The sequence below is a fragment of the Candidatus Uabimicrobium amorphum genome, from assembly GCF_009002475.1.
In the GTDB taxonomy this organism is placed as follows: Bacteria; Planctomycetota; Uabimicrobiia; order Uabimicrobiales; family Uabimicrobiaceae; genus Uabimicrobium; species Uabimicrobium amorphum.
Window position 1 is genome coordinate 6,575,842 of the sequence record NZ_AP019860.1, and the last position, 18,478, is coordinate 6,594,319.

At 36.4% G+C, this 18,478-nt stretch carries 9 protein-coding genes; 5 read left to right on the plus strand and 4 right to left on the minus strand.

Features of this window, described 5'->3' with window-relative positions; genetic code table 11:
• Positions 1-52 precede the first annotated feature (52 nt).
• The gene (locus tag UABAM_RS23300) at positions 53-1,618 is read right to left on the minus strand and encodes a DUF4041 domain-containing protein (protein WP_151970399.1); all 1,566 of its coding nucleotides are present in this window, start codon (positions 1,616-1,618) and stop codon (positions 53-55) included.
• A gap of 260 nt (positions 1,619-1,878) precedes the next feature.
• Here UABAM_RS23300 and UABAM_RS23305 point away from each other — a divergent pair, with 260 nt between their 5' ends.
• The 4 genes from UABAM_RS23305 (at position 1,879) to UABAM_RS23320 (ending at position 13,697) form a co-directional block, all read left to right on the plus strand.
• Positions 1,879-4,014, plus strand: a complete 2,136-nt coding sequence (locus tag UABAM_RS23305; RefSeq protein WP_151970400.1) for an RICIN domain-containing protein — start codon at positions 1,879-1,881, stop codon at positions 4,012-4,014.
• A gap of 135 nt (positions 4,015-4,149) precedes the next feature.
• Positions 4,150-6,153, plus strand: a complete 2,004-nt coding sequence (locus tag UABAM_RS23310) for a HEAT repeat domain-containing protein (RefSeq protein ID WP_151970401.1) — start codon at positions 4,150-4,152, stop codon at positions 6,151-6,153.
• A gap of 386 nt (positions 6,154-6,539) precedes the next feature.
• Positions 6,540-12,971, plus strand: coding sequence for a HEAT repeat domain-containing protein (locus tag UABAM_RS23315; protein WP_151970402.1), 6,432 nt, complete (start codon positions 6,540-6,542; stop codon positions 12,969-12,971).
• A gap of 342 nt (positions 12,972-13,313) precedes the next feature.
• Entirely contained in the window at positions 13,314-13,697 is a 384-nt protein-coding gene (locus tag UABAM_RS23320; protein WP_151970403.1) for a transposase, read from the plus strand.
• Between the two features lie 45 nt (positions 13,698-13,742).
• On the opposite strand, the gene UABAM_RS23325 is transcribed toward UABAM_RS23320, so the two are convergent.
• Together UABAM_RS23325 and UABAM_RS33520 are read right to left on the minus strand one after the other, a co-directional pair.
• Positions 13,743-15,785 (minus strand): recombinase family protein, encoded by a 2,043-nt coding sequence (locus tag UABAM_RS23325; protein WP_173013521.1) that lies wholly within the window; start codon positions 15,783-15,785, stop codon positions 13,743-13,745.
• The gene (locus UABAM_RS33520) at positions 15,739-15,912 is read right to left on the minus strand and encodes a hypothetical protein (protein WP_173013522.1); all 174 of its coding nucleotides are present in this window, start codon (positions 15,910-15,912) and stop codon (positions 15,739-15,741) included. The genes UABAM_RS23325 and UABAM_RS33520 overlap by 47 nt, the downstream gene beginning before the upstream one ends.
• A gap of 325 nt (positions 15,913-16,237) precedes the next feature.
• Between UABAM_RS33520 and UABAM_RS23330 the strand changes: the two genes are divergently transcribed.
• On the plus strand, positions 16,238-16,585 hold the full coding sequence (locus UABAM_RS23330) for a hypothetical protein (protein ID WP_151970405.1): 348 nt from the start codon (positions 16,238-16,240) through the stop codon (positions 16,583-16,585).
• Positions 16,586-17,049: 464 nt separating this feature from the next.
• Here the strand turns inward: UABAM_RS23330 and UABAM_RS23335 are convergent, their stop codons facing one another.
• On the minus strand, positions 17,050-18,177 hold the full coding sequence (locus tag UABAM_RS23335; protein WP_151970406.1) for a hypothetical protein: 1,128 nt from the start codon (positions 18,175-18,177) through the stop codon (positions 17,050-17,052).
• Positions 18,178-18,478: the final 301 nt, after the last annotated feature.

Genomic DNA, 18,478 nt, shown 5'->3' on the forward strand with positions numbered 1-18,478 from the left:
GTCAGATATTTACTGTCGTATTAACAATACAATACTTTTGTATAAAACAAATTTACAAAACATCATCATTTTTATCCCCAAGAGCCAAAGACTCCCGATATTCTTTCGCTTCGGCAACCATAGTCCAGTGTACTTCTATTCCCATTTCTTCGACAATTTCACGAATATCCTTTAAGTTCACTTTAAAAAACTCTTTGCGATTATTGATTTTGTTTAGCTGATGCGAAGCCAGCTTTTTGTGGATTTCATTTTCGAGTGCTGGAGAATCTTCGCTGTACAGCATTGCATGTACGTCAAACAAAAACGGTACACTTGCATTTCCCAGTTCTTTTACTCGATCGAGAGGATCTAGGCGTCTTGTAAGACCAATTTTAAAAACGTCTTCACCAAATGAGCCAATATTAGAGATGATGTAGACATGGCCTGTCTTTGTCTGTTGTGCCATGGACAAAGCTCTTTGATTCTTTTGTTCTGCCTCTGACAATTTACTTAATAGTTCGTTTAATTCCATTTCATATTTTTGTTTTTGTTCTTCCGATGCTTGATTAAATTTTTTCTGCGCTTGCTCCATCGCTTTTTTTAGCATTCGCTCTTCTTTTTCGGCTTCCTTCATGGCCTTTTCGTATTCTTTTCTGGCTTTCTCTTCTTCACGCATAATTTCCTTGATTCTTCTTTGCTCTTCTCTCTCTTGCAGTTGAAGTTCATTAACAGCAACGGCCCACTTTAATTCTTGCATACGATTGTTTAAATAGTCGGGTTCTATTCTTGCGTTGCGAAATGCTTTGCCGTTGTGATTCACTAGATTATAGGCATCTGTGATTTGCTGTTTTAGCTTGCCATAATTATTGTGCTTTGTTTTCGTAAGAATGGTATCTACTTTTCCGTTAAATGCATCCAGTACAAAATTAATCGCTGTCGTTTTTCTATGTGTTTCGACATAATCGCACTTTGCCGCGATTCCATTTGTCACCATACTTTTTGTTTGAGACCTGATCTTTTTTAACTCCGCACCTGCTTCTTTATGGCTAAAGTCTTCTGCTAACTCATCAAGCACTGTGTTATTTGGAATAATATATTGATCGCCATAGCCATCGATGATATTTTTCATTGCTTTGGCTGTTTTCTCATAACGATCTGAATTTTCTTTGGCCTTAATTGCATCACCAGCTATTTCGATGGCCCGATCTTTTGCACTTTTGACAATGCGCTCTGACTCTTCAATTGCATTGTCCAACATTTCTTGTGCTTTTTGTTTTTGCTTGTCGGTTTTTTCTTTTGTTTCTCTCTTTAGCTGTTTCGTCTCTTCCTCCACTTTGAGAGTGAGGTTCATGGCGTAATTTTCGGCGTCGTCTTTGATCGCTTTAGCTTTTAAATTTGTTTCATGAACAAGATTTTCGCATTTTATTTCGTAATCTGTTTTAGCTCGTTGCGCTTGCAAATGCATTTGTTTTATTTCCGCTTCAACATGAACTATCTTTTGATACTTGTAAAGTGGCTCTACACTTCTTTTCAGCTTGTTCATCGATTCAATACATGACTCAGCACGTTTTCTCTCTTGGTCATATTTTACAAACATCGCAACTACAGCTACCGCCATGGCTAAAAGTAATATTTCCATTTTTGACTCCCAAATGTATTTAGCAAACAAAAGGTTAAACGATAAATAGATTTGTTGAAAAACTTCTCTGCGTACTCTGCTCTGTGGTTCATTTTTATTCGTTATATTTAACGATGACCACCAAATCTGTTAGAGTGAAATTTGTCACACTATAATTTATTTAAAACATCTAAAATATTTGACAAAATAAAAAAATAGTATACATTTGCTAAGATCGAATACCAGAAGAAAAAATAGAAGACCAAGTAAGGAATTTTTGAATGAGAAATTTGATAGCTTTAACACTCGTGATGTTTTTTTCTACATCACTATTTGCCAACAATTGGTTTGAAGAAAATATCAATATTTTTAATCGCAAAAACAAATTGCGTAAACTAGGACGTAATCTCGACAAATTCGTTGCACAAAGAGCGATTGAGCGCGCAAAATTTTTGGGACGTGAAGTTGATAAAAAACTATTTCAGCCTATTCTAAAAACGTTAGAGTACACTGTTCCTGGCCACGGTTATCTAAAATATTTGAGCGATCAAGCTAAAGACAAAAGAAAATACCTACCACAAGAATTTATTCGCATAGTTCAAAAACATTATCGAAGTATCGATCTACAAAAAGTCACATATGCCGAAGACATTAACACCGTACACGGAGATGCGATCACCATTGGCTCCGAGATTTATTTTCCAACACGTGTAGATCTGACAGATGGAGATGACGTTTTTTGGATGCTGCATGAGCTTGAACACGTAGTTCAATACAAAAAAATAGGAGTGTCTACTTTTCTGGCCAAATATGTCACTCAGAGTATTAGCGAAGCTCTCAATCAAATTGTAAAAGGCTCTTTTTCCGTTCACGATAATATGCAAATTGAAATAGACGCCGACAACAAGGCAAAGAGAATTTTTGCGGATGTGATGCATAAAATAGAAGTGGTTGTTCCGACGGTCAAAAAAGAGAGTATTAATACTTTCAAAATTAAAAACGTGAAGACTGGTGGATATTTGTTCACACGCGCAATTTTAGCAGCGCGTTTTTACGGTGGTGCAGGAGATATCTGGCAAATTTCTTACGCGGAAGAGCAAGGAAAAGAATACGCAACCATGCAAAATGTGCGCACCAAAAGATACCTTTATGTCGAGAGAAAAGACGATGGTAATCATGTAATCAGTGCGACACAAAATATCTCACCTAAAGATATTCGTTGTCAATTTTTTATCGAAAAAGCACAAAAGGATCGCGATGACGGACAATATTATATAAAAAGCCGCAAGACTAAAAGTTATGTCTATATGAATCCTGATCAAATTGGTTATATATCGCGTAGAATTATGTTAGGTGACATACCACAAAAGAAAGAAGTTGCAATTTGGTATATAAAAGAGAAGGAAGCCCACACATATAAACTCAGAAACGGACTCAAAAAAAATATTGGTCATAGTGGATGGACTATAAGCATAAACAATATGAAAATTTCCGACAAATTAGAGGTTGTCTGTGGAACAGATTACGCTGATCCTCGTGATACACTATGGCGTTTTCAAAAACTAAGTGGCACATTGTGTTACAAGATACAAAATGTAAAAAGCGGCGGCTATCTTGTAAAGGAACCCTCTTGCGGTAAAGTAAAGATTTCCGTTGCTCCACACATAGACAAAACGCGAGAAAAGAATGATTACTATTATAGTTATATATGGTACGTAGATCCTAGTCCAAATGGTCTACAGATTGTGTCTGTGCGCAGCGGACAAAACTTTATGGACCTCAATGCCAGAATACGCAAAACTAACGTAAATTACCACGCGTATAGCGCTCTTGCCTGTGAAAGTATTACCAGCAAAAAAGACTTTGCTACCGCACAAAAAGATATTAAATTTATGAACGATCAGTATGAAGGTGGAGCGCGCATTCCCACGTATCATTTACACAATAAAGACAAAGTCGTCATCGAAAAATCGCTTAATGGTACAGGAGGAAAACCAGTGGTGGTAGATATCAAAAATCGTTGGTATTTTTGGGAAACACAAGGTGTTAGCATGCAAAAAGTAGGCAAATCTCAAAAATACATCGTATATGCTAAAAACGCCACTTCTTTTCCAATCGATGTAGCACTTGCTTACAAAAATAAAAAAGGCGCTTGGGTACGTCATGGTTGGTGGCCGTTGCGACCTGGCGAAGAAAAATATCTTGTTACGACACGGCATCGCGATTTATATGTACATGCTGCGGGTAGGGGAAGAATTTGGGGAAAAACGCGCCCTTTATCCATCTCGTATAACAATTTCAAATTTGTGGGCAAAAAGAAAAGAGGAGATCATAGCGCAAAATTTACCAAGGTATTGATGGATAGGCCTTACTATACCTACGTCTTTAAACATAAAACTGCAAAAGTAAAAAAGTAATTGTCGCGCAACATATATTTTGTTTTTGCAAAAGTACTGCCGAATTCTCTGTCGTATTGACAAGTAGTAATAGGAGCTTGACTAAGTCAATACCTACCATACAACGTCTCAACGGTGATTTTGGGAGAAAACTCTATGCGGCAGTACTTTCTTATCTTTTCATTGCTACTATCTCTGACGTATTGTGACGACAAACAAAAAACTCTTGATAATGCGATTGCCAATCTACGTACACGCAATTATCTACTACGTGTAAATTCCATTAAAGTCATTGGTGGATTTGGTCTAAAAGCACTACCAATTCTGTACAAGCAGTTTTTTTATGAAAAAGCACTAATACCTCAATACATCGAAGCTTACTTAGTGCAACAGGAGATTATCCGCCAATTCAGACGTATTGGTCATGCCGACGATCGCGTTGTTGATTTACTAAAGAATATTGTCAAAGAAGATGATGACTTTTTGGTAAAAGAAGCGATCTTGGCGTTAGGGGAGTTGGGGAAAAAAGCACCAAGAATAATTTTTTTTCTAATAAAAGTACTTGATGATCGCTGGGGCGAGTTGGCGGCTCAATCGTTGGCAAAGATAGGAGAAAAGGCGATACGGCCTCTAGGTAAAGTAGTCCGCTTCTCGGATACCCCTGAAGCACGTTGTGCAGCTGTGAATGCTCTTGGGGATATCGATTCCATAAAACACCCGATGCTTCGTTATTTAATGGATGCTAGCAGACACGACCCCAATGAGTTAGTTAGAGTGGCCGCAGTTCACGCCCTAGGAAAGAAAAAACACACATTAGCGACTTATATTTTGCTACGCCTAATTCAAGATGAAGCACAAGCCGTAGGACTAGCGGCATGTGCATCGTTAGCAAAACACGGAAAGCTCGCCGTCAGCCAAATTATGGATACTTTTGACAAAAATCCCCCCGAACAACTGCGTATAAAACTATATGGTATTCTCACAGTAATCGGTAAGGAAGCAGCCCCCGCAATCGCGACTTTAAACAGTCGTTTATCATCTTCCTCGCAAAAAGAGTTCCAGGCAATTATTGAAGCGCTAATATCCATCGGCTATCATAAAAAATCACAGCAGACAATAAAACGCCTGATTTTTGTTGTCTATGAACAAAAAAATAGCCAGACGCTTTCTCTCATTACAAGCGCACTGCAAAGCTACGCGCCGCAAAGTCTACCGCATGTACTGCCCCTTCTTAAAAGCAAACGTCCACAAGTTGTCAAGGTCGCTGTTCAGGTGCTCGAAAGTCATTTTGTAGATGCGATACAGTTATTACAAGATCAAATTACCAAACAAAAAAATCCGGTATTTATTGCAAATGCATTGAAGATTTTAGCCCAAGATGAGAACTCTCTGCCCATATTGATCGAACACTTGCAGCACGAAAATTTGTTGGTATGTTATACCGCCAAAAATATGATTATACAGCACTTCTCCAAAAGTGCTTTTGAATTGCTCATGAAGCGCATCGAAAATTTGACGAATCACATCAAAGCTCTAAAATCAAACCAAGATAAATTGCAAAAATCAAAAGTCATTGTCGACACATTTGTCGATCTTGGCGAAAAAGCCAAAATTGCATTGATGAATCTCGCGGTACACGAAAGCCCATCACTGAGACACATGGCCGTGGATGCCATTGCGCAGTCAAACAGTTTTTTTGTTGAAGAAAAAATCGCGATTTTCCAAGCAGCGATCCAAGTACGCCGTGGAACAGAGCAATTTGTGATCACAAACCATCTCGCAAACTTGGGAGAACCCGCGATGGAAGCAATACTCGAACTCCTCACTTCGAAAGAGTTGTCTGTACGAGAATGTGCGATTATTGCTCTAACAAAAATGAGAACACCACGTGCAGCATGGAATTTGATCTGGTGTTTAGATAACAAACAGAATACCAGCTTTGTGATCAAGGCGCTTTGTGCTATGCATGATGTCGCAATGCCGATACTCAAGAAAGCTATTTCCCACGAAGAACCCCATGTGCGGTTTGTCTGTGTTGTTGTGTTGTCGAAAATTGAATCACAAGAGTCCATCGGCGTATTGCGCAAGCATAGCGATGTCGAAACACATCCGATGATTAGGTATGTATTGGAAAAAGCTTTACAGCAAAAGGGAGATTAGGCTGTGATGAGTGTATCGTTTATGGATACGATTTATTTTAAAAGGATTCAACAATTGCGAAGTGAAATATCGCAGCTGTAATATTTCACTCCACCTGTTAGGACCTGAATGTATTCGGGCATGATTTATTGAAGTCTAGATAAATGCTCGGCTTACACCATTCTGACAGTATCTCCGAACTATTTCTCCTTGTTAAATGAGTAATCATTATAGCACATCTTTTGCCATCTTGGTATAATTTTATTGCCACCTTTGCCACCTTTGCCACCTTTGCCACCTTTGCCACCTTTGCCACCTCCTTGCCATCAAATTAGATTTAACTCCAACTTAAGGTGCTTTGTTATTGCAAAACGTTTCTGGGAAAAAGTTTTTAGTTAGGATTTGGGATGAAAAAATTCGTACTACTCACTGTTTTTTTGTTTGTGTACTTGATAGCTGAAAATAACCATTCGCAACAGGTAGTGCAAAAATGGATAGATCAACTACAAAATGGGACTAAAAAACAAAAGCTATCAGCCATAAAAATGCTAAAAGAAATAAGTTACAAAGAGAAGCTGGACACAGACATTGTAAAAAAAATATGGGATCAAACACTAAAAGAAGACGATAATGAACTAGTTATCTTAATTCAGAAAATGGTTCGTAGCATTGAAAAAAAACAACTTCATTATAAACATACTAGTATCAAACCCAAAAAAAAGAGCTATCGTGCGGACCCCTCAAACTTAACAAAAAACCTCGGTGGTATAACGGTTCTTGGTTCCAGCAATGACTTCCCTTCAAAACAAAAATACGAAAATTGTTATGCTATTGTTATTGGAATCAATGAGTACGACAACTTTACAGACTTACAAGGACCGAACTTTGATGCATCTGAAATTGCCAAAGTGCTAAATGATAGATATCAGTTTAAAAACATCCTCTTGCTTACAGACAAAGCTCCTATTGTCTCTCGAGAAAATATAGAGGTTAAGCTAGGAAAAGTAACAAAAGAGCTGATCGAAAATAGTATTAAGAAGCTTAAAACAAATAAGATCAAATCCAAAGATGCTTTGTTCTTTTACTATGCTGGCCACGGTGTGCCAGGCTATATTGTCGCTGGTGACAGTCAAAAAGTTTTAAGTTCAGGTCAACCAGCTAAAGAAACTATGATTTCTCTAACAAAGATTGCTAAAAATTTGGAAGTTTTAAACGCTCGGCATACCTTGATGGTATTGGATAGTTGTTTTAGTGGCTCGCTACTAGAAAAAGAACATCGCCCCGATTTTTCCCACTTAACAAGCAAAGAGTTTGTTGATCCAGGAGGAAATAACTTAACCAGAGTATTTAATCGCCGGGCTTTTCAGGTAATCACTGCTGGAGCAGGGGATGAAGTTGTTGCCGACAAGTTAGACGAAATTTCAACGGTGTATGCACAACAATTTAAAAATAGCAGAGGCCATTCGCCATTCACAGCAGTATTTTTACAAGCAATACAGGGGCTAACAGGAAGGGATGATGGAATTATCCTGGCATCGCAACTCGGCTTCTACATGATGGACACACTGGTAAATGATGATCGCATAAAAGCATCTCAGGCACCACGTTATGAAAATGTTGGTGGCAATGGTGATTTTATGTTTTTTCCTAGCGAAAAAGTACTCAATCCTAAAATGGTTGCACCTTTATACCTAAATGGTATCGAATTTGCTGTGTTTCGGCGATCAGGTTGCGAAGCTTTAAAAAATTTCATTCATGACCAGAAAAACCAAAAAGAGAAGGCTTCCCTTATAAAAAGTGCTTTACCTCATATTGCGAAATTATTAGAAGATAAACAAAGTATTCCATGTGTAGCAGCGCTAAAGTTTATCAAGCATATGACACAAGACTATGCTGAGGTAAAAGAATTCTCGATAATTGTACCAACTCTAGTAAAAATTCTAACCCAAAAAAAGAATCCTACATTTTTTTCTATGGAGAGTAATACGCATCTGGCTATTGAATGCCTTGGGTCTCTATCCCCACACATAAAAAGTGTAGAAACAGTGGATATATTGAAAAAATACCATCAACAACAAAAAGCAAAATGGGAAAAACAGAGAAATAGATTAAGGCCAGAAATAGTGGAGATGGAAGAAGAAAAATTAAAAAAGCAAATAAATAGAAAATTGCTATCACAACAAGCAAACGATTACTACGAAAATATTAAGATATATTATTGGTTAAATAGTAAAGGGGTAGCAGAACTAGATAAATATGAAGGGCAAAAGAATTTATTTTTATCCGTTGCAGAAAAAGATACACAAAAAAGACTAGATGCTTTTGAAGAGCTAAAAGAAAAATTGGAAGATCAAGATTTTATAGACTACTTCGTCACCAGGGATAAAAACATAAGGAAACAAGTTTTAAAATTTTTAGAAAAAGACAGTAGAGATTTGGCCATTCTTTTAGAACTGCTAGCAAAAAAATATAATGCGGTAAGATTTGATGTAGCAAAAGATCTTGAAATGATAGGAGAAAGGGCCTTTCTTTCCATTATCAACAGACTTGCTATTGCAAAAGACAAAAATAATCTATCCTCAAAAACCCATCTTTTATTGCCTTTTGAAAACTGGAAAAAAAAATCGTTATTTTCATTTATTTCGAAACTAGATAAGGAAGAAAAAAAGTTTTTTCTTCCTTATCTAGTAGAAGTAAATTTTGAAAATCTGTACTCTGAAGCAATCAATCCTGAAATTGATGAAGAAACGAGGTTGGCAATATCTTACCTCCTTGGAGAAAAGGATGTTCTAGAACCTTTTATTGCAAAATTCTTTCTTTCTATAAATGCAATAGATGCACTTGGTAAAAAGGCAGCTATTCTTACAATTTCGCAAAAGAAAAAATATAAATATTCAATTGTGATGATTTTTAAAGAATTACTAAAAAGTCCAAACAATGATGTAAGAAGTTCTGCAGCAGAGATATTAGGACAAATAGAGAGAAAAGCTGAGGAAGTAGTACCAGCTCTGATCCCTTTGTTACAGGATCAAAATTCAGGTGTAAGAAGCTCTGCAGTAAGTGCATTAGGGTTGTTCGGAAAAAAAGCTGAAAAAGCTGTACCTTCTATTGTCTCTTTACTAAAAGATCCAGATGAAGATGTGAGAAGGAAGACAGAAAAATCCCTAAAAAACATCGGAACAGCAGAAACCATAACAGTCTTCATTCAGTTGTTGCAAAACCAAGATTCAGTTATAAGAAGCTTTGCAGTTGAAATATTAGGCAGAATCGGAGAAAAAGCTCATTCTGCAGTACCCGCTCTTATTCTCGCATTAAAAGATCAAGACAGTTGGGTAAGAAGTTCTGTAGCAGAAGCATTGGGAAAAATCGGAGAAAAAGCTCATTCTGCAGTACCTGACCTTATTCCTTTGTTGCAAGACAAAAATAGTTCTGTGAGACGTTATGTAGTGGAGGCATTGGGGAAAATTGGGCAAAAAGCTCATTCTGCAATACCCGCTCTTATTCTCGCACTAAAAGACAACGATGTGAGAAGTTCTGCCGTAGAAGCATTGGGAAAAATCGGAGAAAAAGCTCATTCTGCAGTACCTGACCTTATTCCTTTGTTGCAAGACAAAAATAGTTCTGTGAGACAGCATGTAGTGGATACATTGGGGAAAATTGGAGAAAAAGCTCATGCTGCAGTCCCCGCTCTTATTCTCGCATTAAAAGATCAAGACATTTGGGTAACAGAAGCATTGGGAAAAATCGGAGAAAAAGCTGTGCCAGCTCTCATTCTTGCTCTAGAAGACGAGAATAAATATGTTAGAGCATATGCAGCACAGGCACTGGGAGCTATAAGAGAAAAAGCTCAAAAAGCTGTCCCCAACCTCATTTTTCTTATCAAAAATGGGGATGAAAATACAAAAGAATTTGCCGCACAGGCACTGGGGAAGATAGGAAAAAAAGCTGTGCCAGCTCTCATTCTTGCTCTAGAAGACGAGAATAAATATGTTAGAGCATATGCAGCACAGGCACTGGGAGCTATAGGGGAAAAAGCTGAAAAAGCTGTGCCAACACTCATCTCTTTGCTACAAAATCAGGATGAAAATGTGAGGAGAAATGTAGTTGATGCATTGGGACAGATAGGAGAAAAAGCGGAACAAGCTGTGCCAGCTCTCATCGCTTTACTAGAAAACGAAAATGATTTTATCGAAAGTGTAGTAAGGGCGCTAGGAAGAATAGGAGAAAAAGCATTTTCTTCTCTTATCCTTTTATCACAAAAGCCAATATTGCAAGCGCAAGATTTCTATATAACAGTAAATGCACAACAAGAATTGAAAATTATAGGAGAAAAAGCTGTACCAGTTTTTATTCTATTGTTACAAGACCCAGATTCTTATGTTAGAAGCTCTGCAGCAAAGGCACTAAGAATAATAGGAGAAAAAGCCGAACAAGCTGTACCAGCTCTGATCTCTTTATTGCAAGACCAGGATTCTCAAGTGAGAAACTCTGCTGTACAAGCATTAGGAGCTATAGGAAAAAAGGCTGAAAAAGCTGTGCCAGCTCTCATTCCTTTGCTACAAGATGAAAATGTGAGAATGAATGTAGTTGAGGCATTGGGAGCTATAGGAAAAAAGGCTGAACAAGCTGTGCCAGCTCTCATTCCTTTGCTACAAGATGAAAATGTGAGAATGAATGTAGTCGAAGCATTGGGAGCTATAGGAGAAAAGGCTGAACAAGCTGTGCCAGCTCTCATTCCTTTGCTACAAGATGAAAATGTAAAAATAAGTGTGTTGGAAACATTGGGTCTGGTAGGAGAAAAAGCTGTGCCAGTTCTCATTCCTTTGCTACAAGATGAAAATGTACATATGAGAATACTTGCAGCCAGGGCATTAGGAGCTATAGGAGAAAAGGCTGAACAAGCTGTGCCAGCTCTCATTCCTTTGCTACAAGACAAAAACAGGTCGGCGAGAGCCACAGCAATTAGGACATTGGGAAATATAGGAGAAAAAGCTTATGTAGTAAGTTCTTTTCTTATTCCCCTATTAAAAAAGGATAAACATGAGAAGATAGAAACAATCCGGGCATTGGGAAAAATAGGGGAAAAATCTCATACTGTGGTACCTTCTCTTGTTAATTTATTACAAGATAAGAATTCAGATGTGAGGAGGGAGGCCTCTGTAGCGTTGAACGAAATAGGAGAAAAAGCCTTGCTCTCTCTTATCCCTCTATTGCGAGAAAATATACTTGTGAGGAGTCAGGCAGTCCAAATATTGGGAAAGATAGGGGAAAAATCTAGCACAGTGACCCCTTTTCTTATCCCTCTTTTACAAGAAAAAGATGTAGGTGTCAGGGGCTTTGCGGCAGCAGTGTTGGGAGAAATAGGTAGAGATGCTGTTTTTTCTCTTATTCTTTTACTACAAGACAATAATCAATATGTGAAAAGGGAAGCAGCAAAAGCATTAGAAAAGATGGGAGAAAAAGCTGAAAAAGCTGTACCCACTCTTATATCTCTACTACAAGACCAGGACTCAGAAGTGAGAAGTTCTGTAATAAAAGCTTTGGGAAGTATCGGAGAAAAAGCTGAAAAGGCTATACCAACTCTTATATCTCTACTACAAGACCAGCACGCAGAAGTAAGAAGTTCTGCAGCCAGAGCATTGGGAAATATAGGAGAAAAATCCATACCGATTCTTACCCCTTTGTTGAAAGATTCAGATAAATATGTTAGAAAAAATGCGATCAGAGTATTGGGAAATATAGGAGAAAAAGCAGTTCCCACTCTTATTCCTCTATTGAAAAGCCTAGATAAATATGATAGAAGAAATGCAGCAGAAGCTTTAGGACAGATCGGAGAAAAAGCTGAAGAAGTGGTGCCCATCCTTACTCCTTTGTTAAAAGATCCAGATAAATATGTCAGAATGTATACAGCAGAAGCTTTAGGAAAAATCGGAGAAAAAGCTCATACTGCTGTGCCTGACCTTATTCTTTTGTTACAAGACAAAAATAGTTATGTGGGAGTGCGTGAGGTGGAAGCTTTAGGACTTATAGGAGAAAAAGCTGAACAAGCAGCACCAGTCCTAATTTCTTTCTTACAGGAACCAAATTTAGATCTGAAATTTTCTGCTGCAGAGGCATTGATCCAATTGGGAAAGGTAGAGGAAGCAATACCAGCCCTTGTTTCTTTAATAAAAGAGGAAGACTTTTTTGGGAGAACATATGCAATAAAAACATTGGGTAAAATCGGAGAAAAAGCAGAGAAAGCTGTACCAACGCTTATTTTATTACTCAAAAATGAAGACTGGTTAGTGAAAAGCTCTGCTGCAGAAACATTAGGAATGATTGGAAAAAAAGCAGAAAAGGCCGTACCAACTCTCATCCTATTACTACAAGACGATAATAGACATGTAGAAAAATCTGTAGTTGAGGCACTGATACGAATAGAAAAAATATCACCTCTCATTCCATTATTACGAAATAAAAATTATCATGTAAGATATTCTGCAAAAAAAATACTGATAAATATAGGAGAAAAAGTACTTCCCTTCATTAGAGAGTTTGTCCAAACAGAGAGGAATAAAGCAACTATTGAATCAGGTCTTGCAATTTTAAATAGATGTTTATGGAATGCATATTTAGAAGAAAAAAAAATCTTCCATCAGATGGACATAGAATTATTATCGCTGTCTAAGAATAAAAATTACTTTGATACTGTAGCAACAATTTATGCTTGGCAAGGAAATGCGAAAAAAGCATACGAATACGCAGCCAAAGCTATAGCAGAAACCCCAAAGAGAGTAAAACTACTTCTAGAAGGAAAAGCTCCTAAACAGGTAGAAGAAAATATGAAAAAAAAATAAAGCTATCCGATTTCAAAATGTAATTTTGAATTGATATCAAGTTTGTGCCAGACCAGTTACAGAACCATAGTCGCTTTAATATTTATAGCTTGATAGTTTTCGTAACATAAGATTTTTTTGTTGCGAAATCTACTTGGAAAATACACTGCGAGAAAACGCTATGTGAAAATGTGGTATTAGTCAAAATATAGTGCCAGACTGAGCCTATGAACCCGATAAAACCGTTCAATAAATTAGCATACAGGAGAGTGCTATTAGTGAAATGAGATTTCTTGTCGGATGAGTATGTAAAATAGCGAAATAAAATTTTATTAACCATTTTACATATCAGGAAAAAGAAAGATGCGGCCAATAAGAATATCAATGATTAACGGTTTATTCCATATCACCACAAGGTGTGATAACAAAAACTTCTATTTCCGAGAAGATGAAGACTTCATAGAATATCTAAAAGTTGTAGAAAAAGCGCGACAAAAATACGGTTTTAAACTTCATGCTTACTGCATCACAAGTAATCACGTTCACTTGTTAATTTCAACACCAGCAGAGGATAACCTGTCAAAACTAATGCAGTATATCAATGGGCAGTATTCAAAAAATTACAATCGCAGGCACAAAAGAACAGGGCACTTTTGGGGAGAGCGCTTCTATTCAACTATCATTGAGTCGGAGAATCAGTTACTAAACACAATTTTTTATATTGAGTTAAACACCCCACCTCAATAATACCTACCATATTTAACTCCTGAATTTGAATAACAGTATAAAATACTAATCTAAACAATCTTGATCGTTGATAATAACTTTACGTGTTTCACGCAATCGTTGAATAATTCTTTGTACTCTTTGAGAGCCTAAATCCTCCTGCTTAATTTTCCAAGGCTGTGTGCCAGGTTGTGCATAATTTTTTACAACATTAGCTGATACTAATTTGTCTATAGTTTTAGTACTAACATTACAATATTTAGCGGCCTGATTTTTTGTAAAAACATTAGGTTCTTGATATACAGGAATAGAGTGAGCATAGCGAAGAGATCTTACATTTTTCCTTTGCCAAGGATTTCCTTTTCCAGTTGTTAAACCAAGTTTATTAAGTTTATCTGCAATTTCAAAATCGCTATACTGTTTAACCATACCTTTAACAACCTCTATACATTTTTTAGAAGTGCGCCCAAAGGGAAGAGGCTTATCGATAAAAAACTCTGTATGGGTACCTCCTTGCCAATGAATGACAAAACGAAGTATTTCTGTATCTGTACCTAAATACACAAAGACTTGGCGTACAACAGTACGAATAATTTGTTTTTTGGTTTCCAAAGAAACATTTTCGTTACACCATACTTGTGTAAAGTCTTCGCCTAATTTAAAAATTTTTTTGCGTTCTAATTTAGACAGAACTTTTGGTTCCGCGATGTTTTGTAGCATTTTTCTTGTTTGATTTACTTCTTCAAGTTTACTATTCCAGCGTTTTTCCAGTTCAACAGCAGCAAGTCTATTTTTGGGATCAACAGCATCGAATTGTTCAAATAGACGATTAGCTTCGTATTGTAACTGTTGGAATTGCTTTTCGAATACTAAACGTTTATCGTTATGTTGATCTTGCTTTTGTTCTATTGCTTGTAGACTTGCTTTTATACCTAATGGCGAAATTGCGCTAAGAATTTCTTGTGAGAATTTCTCGTCTATTTTAGAACCAGAAAAGCAAAAGCAATACTTCTGGAGACCATGTTTTCCTACACACCCATAGTAGTAATTGGTTTTACTTCTATATTGTATACTCATTTTTCTACCGCAAGAACCACATGTAAGAACGCCAACGAGTAAAGCACTACCTTTACGTATAGATCCTTGATTATCACTTTTGCGCGTCACTTTATTTCCTGTCAATATCCTATTATTTTCCTTGTACGTATCCCAGTTAATATAACATTGATGATGATCTGGAATAAAGATTTTACAATTTTCTGGTGATGTGTTTTTTGTACGTATTTTCTTTATTTTTCCATCATTGACTATCGTTTTCGTTTCTTCCCATCCATAAATATACGCTCCTGCATAGAATGCATTTTTAATTACTGCACTCAAAAATGCATATGATGGTAATTGCCAAACAATTTTTCTCCCAACGCCATAACAACTGTGAACAGGTAACTTTATACCTTCTTCATTGAACCAAAGATATAATTTTCTTACGCTCCACAGTTCTCTAAATTTTTTAAATACCAGCTCAATTGCTTCTTGTATACGTAGATCTGGATCTTTAACAACTTTACGCAGTACATCTAGTTGATATCCAACAGGTAGTATTGTGAAATATTCACCTCTTTTTGCTTTTTCTAACTTACCTGCCATCATTCTCATTTGAATAGTTTTTAACTCGACAACACTCAAGGTTCCTTTTATGCCTAATACTAGTTGATCTCCTAATACAGATAGATCATAAACTCCTTCGTTATCTCCAATCAGAGTATCAAATATCTGACAAATTTCCAATAATTGACACCAGTCTTTATCTGTGCGCGAAAAACGTGATATTTCGCGACTCGCTATTATTCCTACCTCTCCTCTTGCTACCATTGCGATTAGTTTGTCAAATCCAGCTCTATTACTACCAACTCCAGCGCTAGTTCCTAAATCATCATCTATTATTTCTACATCACTCCAGCCTAATTTCTTTAAATGATTAGCTAAAGCATATTGTAGTTTTGTACTCTCTCTATTATATTTTACCTGTCTTTCTGTCGACTGACGCAAATAGACTACTGCTTTACGTTGTAAATGATTTATAGTTATCTTCGTTTGTTTTATCTCCATTTTTTTGTTCCTTGCCATCTGCTTCTAATATCGCTTTTACCATTATCGCTACTAATTCTAATTCAATTTTTTCTGATATTTTTACGGCTTCTTTTTCTGCCTCAAAATTAAAGTATTGTTGTTGCATATTGCCCTCCTCTTTAAATCTTAGGAAGGCTGCCGTTACCATAAAACTTATTTTTCTTCCGTATTCTTTTTTTCTTTTTCAAGAAGATCTGACAACAATAATAAGTTGCTTACACTAATTGTTTTTTGAGACGAAAGTTTGTAATTTTGGGCATCTGGTTTTGTCATCCATATAGGAATTTTTCTCTTAAAACCGTCAGGATCTATCACTGTAACAATTTCTTCACTTGAATTTTTTAATACTTTAAGTTTTTGTCCATGAAGGGGATGAAAAGGGTATAGAATTACTATTTCAAAACAGTGTGCGTTGTTAAGGGGAGATGAACATGACGAGAAACGGCGTAACTAAACATCCAAAAGAATGGAAATGGAGTAGCTATAACCAACATACAAATGGTAAAGGACCTGTAGTAATTGATTTTCATGATATCTATCTGAGTCTGGGCGATACAGTAAAAGAAAAAAGGAAAAGATATGCTGCGATGATGGAAGAACGGATGCTTGAAAAAGGATTGCTCTCTAAGCAACCACATTTTCCTTACGGTTTAATACTTGGCACGGAGTCTTTCATTAAAGAAATTATTACCAAATATACATCCCACAAGTTTTACAAAAACCGAAAAAGTTATTTTCTCGACTCTCAAACTGCATGTTTAAGAAAGCCTAATACTTGAGTTCTAACTAATTTGAACTTTGTGATATTAATGACCACAGGCGAAGTCTGTCAATATTTCAACAATGCGCATTTTTTTACACACTTTTCATTTGTTAACACACACCTTTTCACACCTACCAAATACTATATTGTTGAATAAGTGATTTAAAAACACTCAATTTTCTCATTAACAAGTTTATTCTCATTTGCGTATGTCAGTCGGTAGTTGCATATTACAAAATGATATTAATAGGCTTGATATTTACCTCCTGATGTACTTTAGTTTAGGATTGTATAGCAACATTCACAGAGATCAAATGCTTTGCGAGTCAAATGCTTTGCGAGAATGCTTTGCGAGTCTGGCACTATGTTATAAGTGGAAGATGCTAATATGGTAGGTGCATATAAAAAAAATAGAAGTTAAGATATCGGTGTAGTTATAAATGGGTTTGTATTGTAACAAACCCATTTATAAATCGGAAATTAATTATGACTTAAAAATTTTGTTAGACTTACCTTTTGATCTGAGTATAAACGTACGACTTTACCTGGTTTGGCCTGCAAAATAGCATTGAAGATGCACTCTAAAGGTGTTTCGCGATGAAAACGAACCAAAGCATATTTTTTAGTTATTATTTTTTCTCGTTGCACTTCCCATTCAGGGTTATAATTGCGATGAGAATATCCATTACACTCCATGCAGAGAAGTAAGTCAGGAACAAAGAAATCAACTCGCAAACGGTGACTACCAATACTATGATTAAACCTTAAATCATACCCCGAAAAAACTTTTGAAAATATTTTTCGCCACTGAATTTCATCTTTGGAATGTAATTTGGAAAGCGTACTTATTTCTCCAAACATACGCTGCTTTAGTTCTATTCCAATGGCTGTATCCATACCAAAGACTATTTTTACTACATCTTTCACATGATAACCATTCATTCTTCGAGCTTTTCCTCCTGCTCGTTGGATTGTCGCATAATCTAGTTTTATTGGTTTAATTTCATTATGCTTATAGAGAAAGCTATTCAAAGTTCCAGCAGGAACACTTAAAAAGTTTGTAATATCTTTTTTTGTTGCGATATCATTTTGTATTGAGCAACGAAAACCAAACTCTGAAATTAAATCAATAGCAGTTGTGTAATGGTTTTGGTGTGATTTTTGGATTTGCGAGTCGAAGCCGCAAGCTTCTTTAATTGCTGCTTCAAGAGCTGTACGTACAAAGGAACAGAGTAAAGTAACACAACGATCACCAATATGTCGCTGGTTCGATTTTAGTGTATGTGCAGCTAAGGCTAAGGCATAACCTCTGATCATGGATTCGATAATGTAGCTATTGTAAACAGTTATTTTTCTACCTTGATATGGACTGTTTTTAGCTTCTACTTCTACAGCTTCTACTTGGGTAAGTAAATCAATATCTATATAGGGAGATATTGATTTTGGAAGTCCCTTTGTTATCATCCTATTTAAAGCGGCTTGATTTAAATTAAGCAAAGCAGCTGTTCCCCGTTCACTCATAACAGCAGTTTCGTTCTCTAAAACATAGCCATCACAAATGATTCCAGGAATAAGCTCTACTTTTGCATAATGTATAGCTTTTAACATTTTATAAACCTTTCTCTGTAAGGTTTCTCTGATTTATAATGTGAGGCAGACCGTCAGAGATACGGTTTTTCGGGGTCGACATCCCTAGCCTCGAAAGATATCATAAATGAGGTAAAAATGTTAATCAAGGACAATTATTTTTGGAAATTAAAATTTTTAGTTAGTCATCATGCTCAAAGGTAATAAAATAAGTAATTAAAGGCGATTTGTAGTGGAGTTAGTCATCATGATATTTACAACCTGAAGGTAATTAGTGGTCTCGGTTGGAATGCATACTAAATCTCACCTTGCGCCTGATACT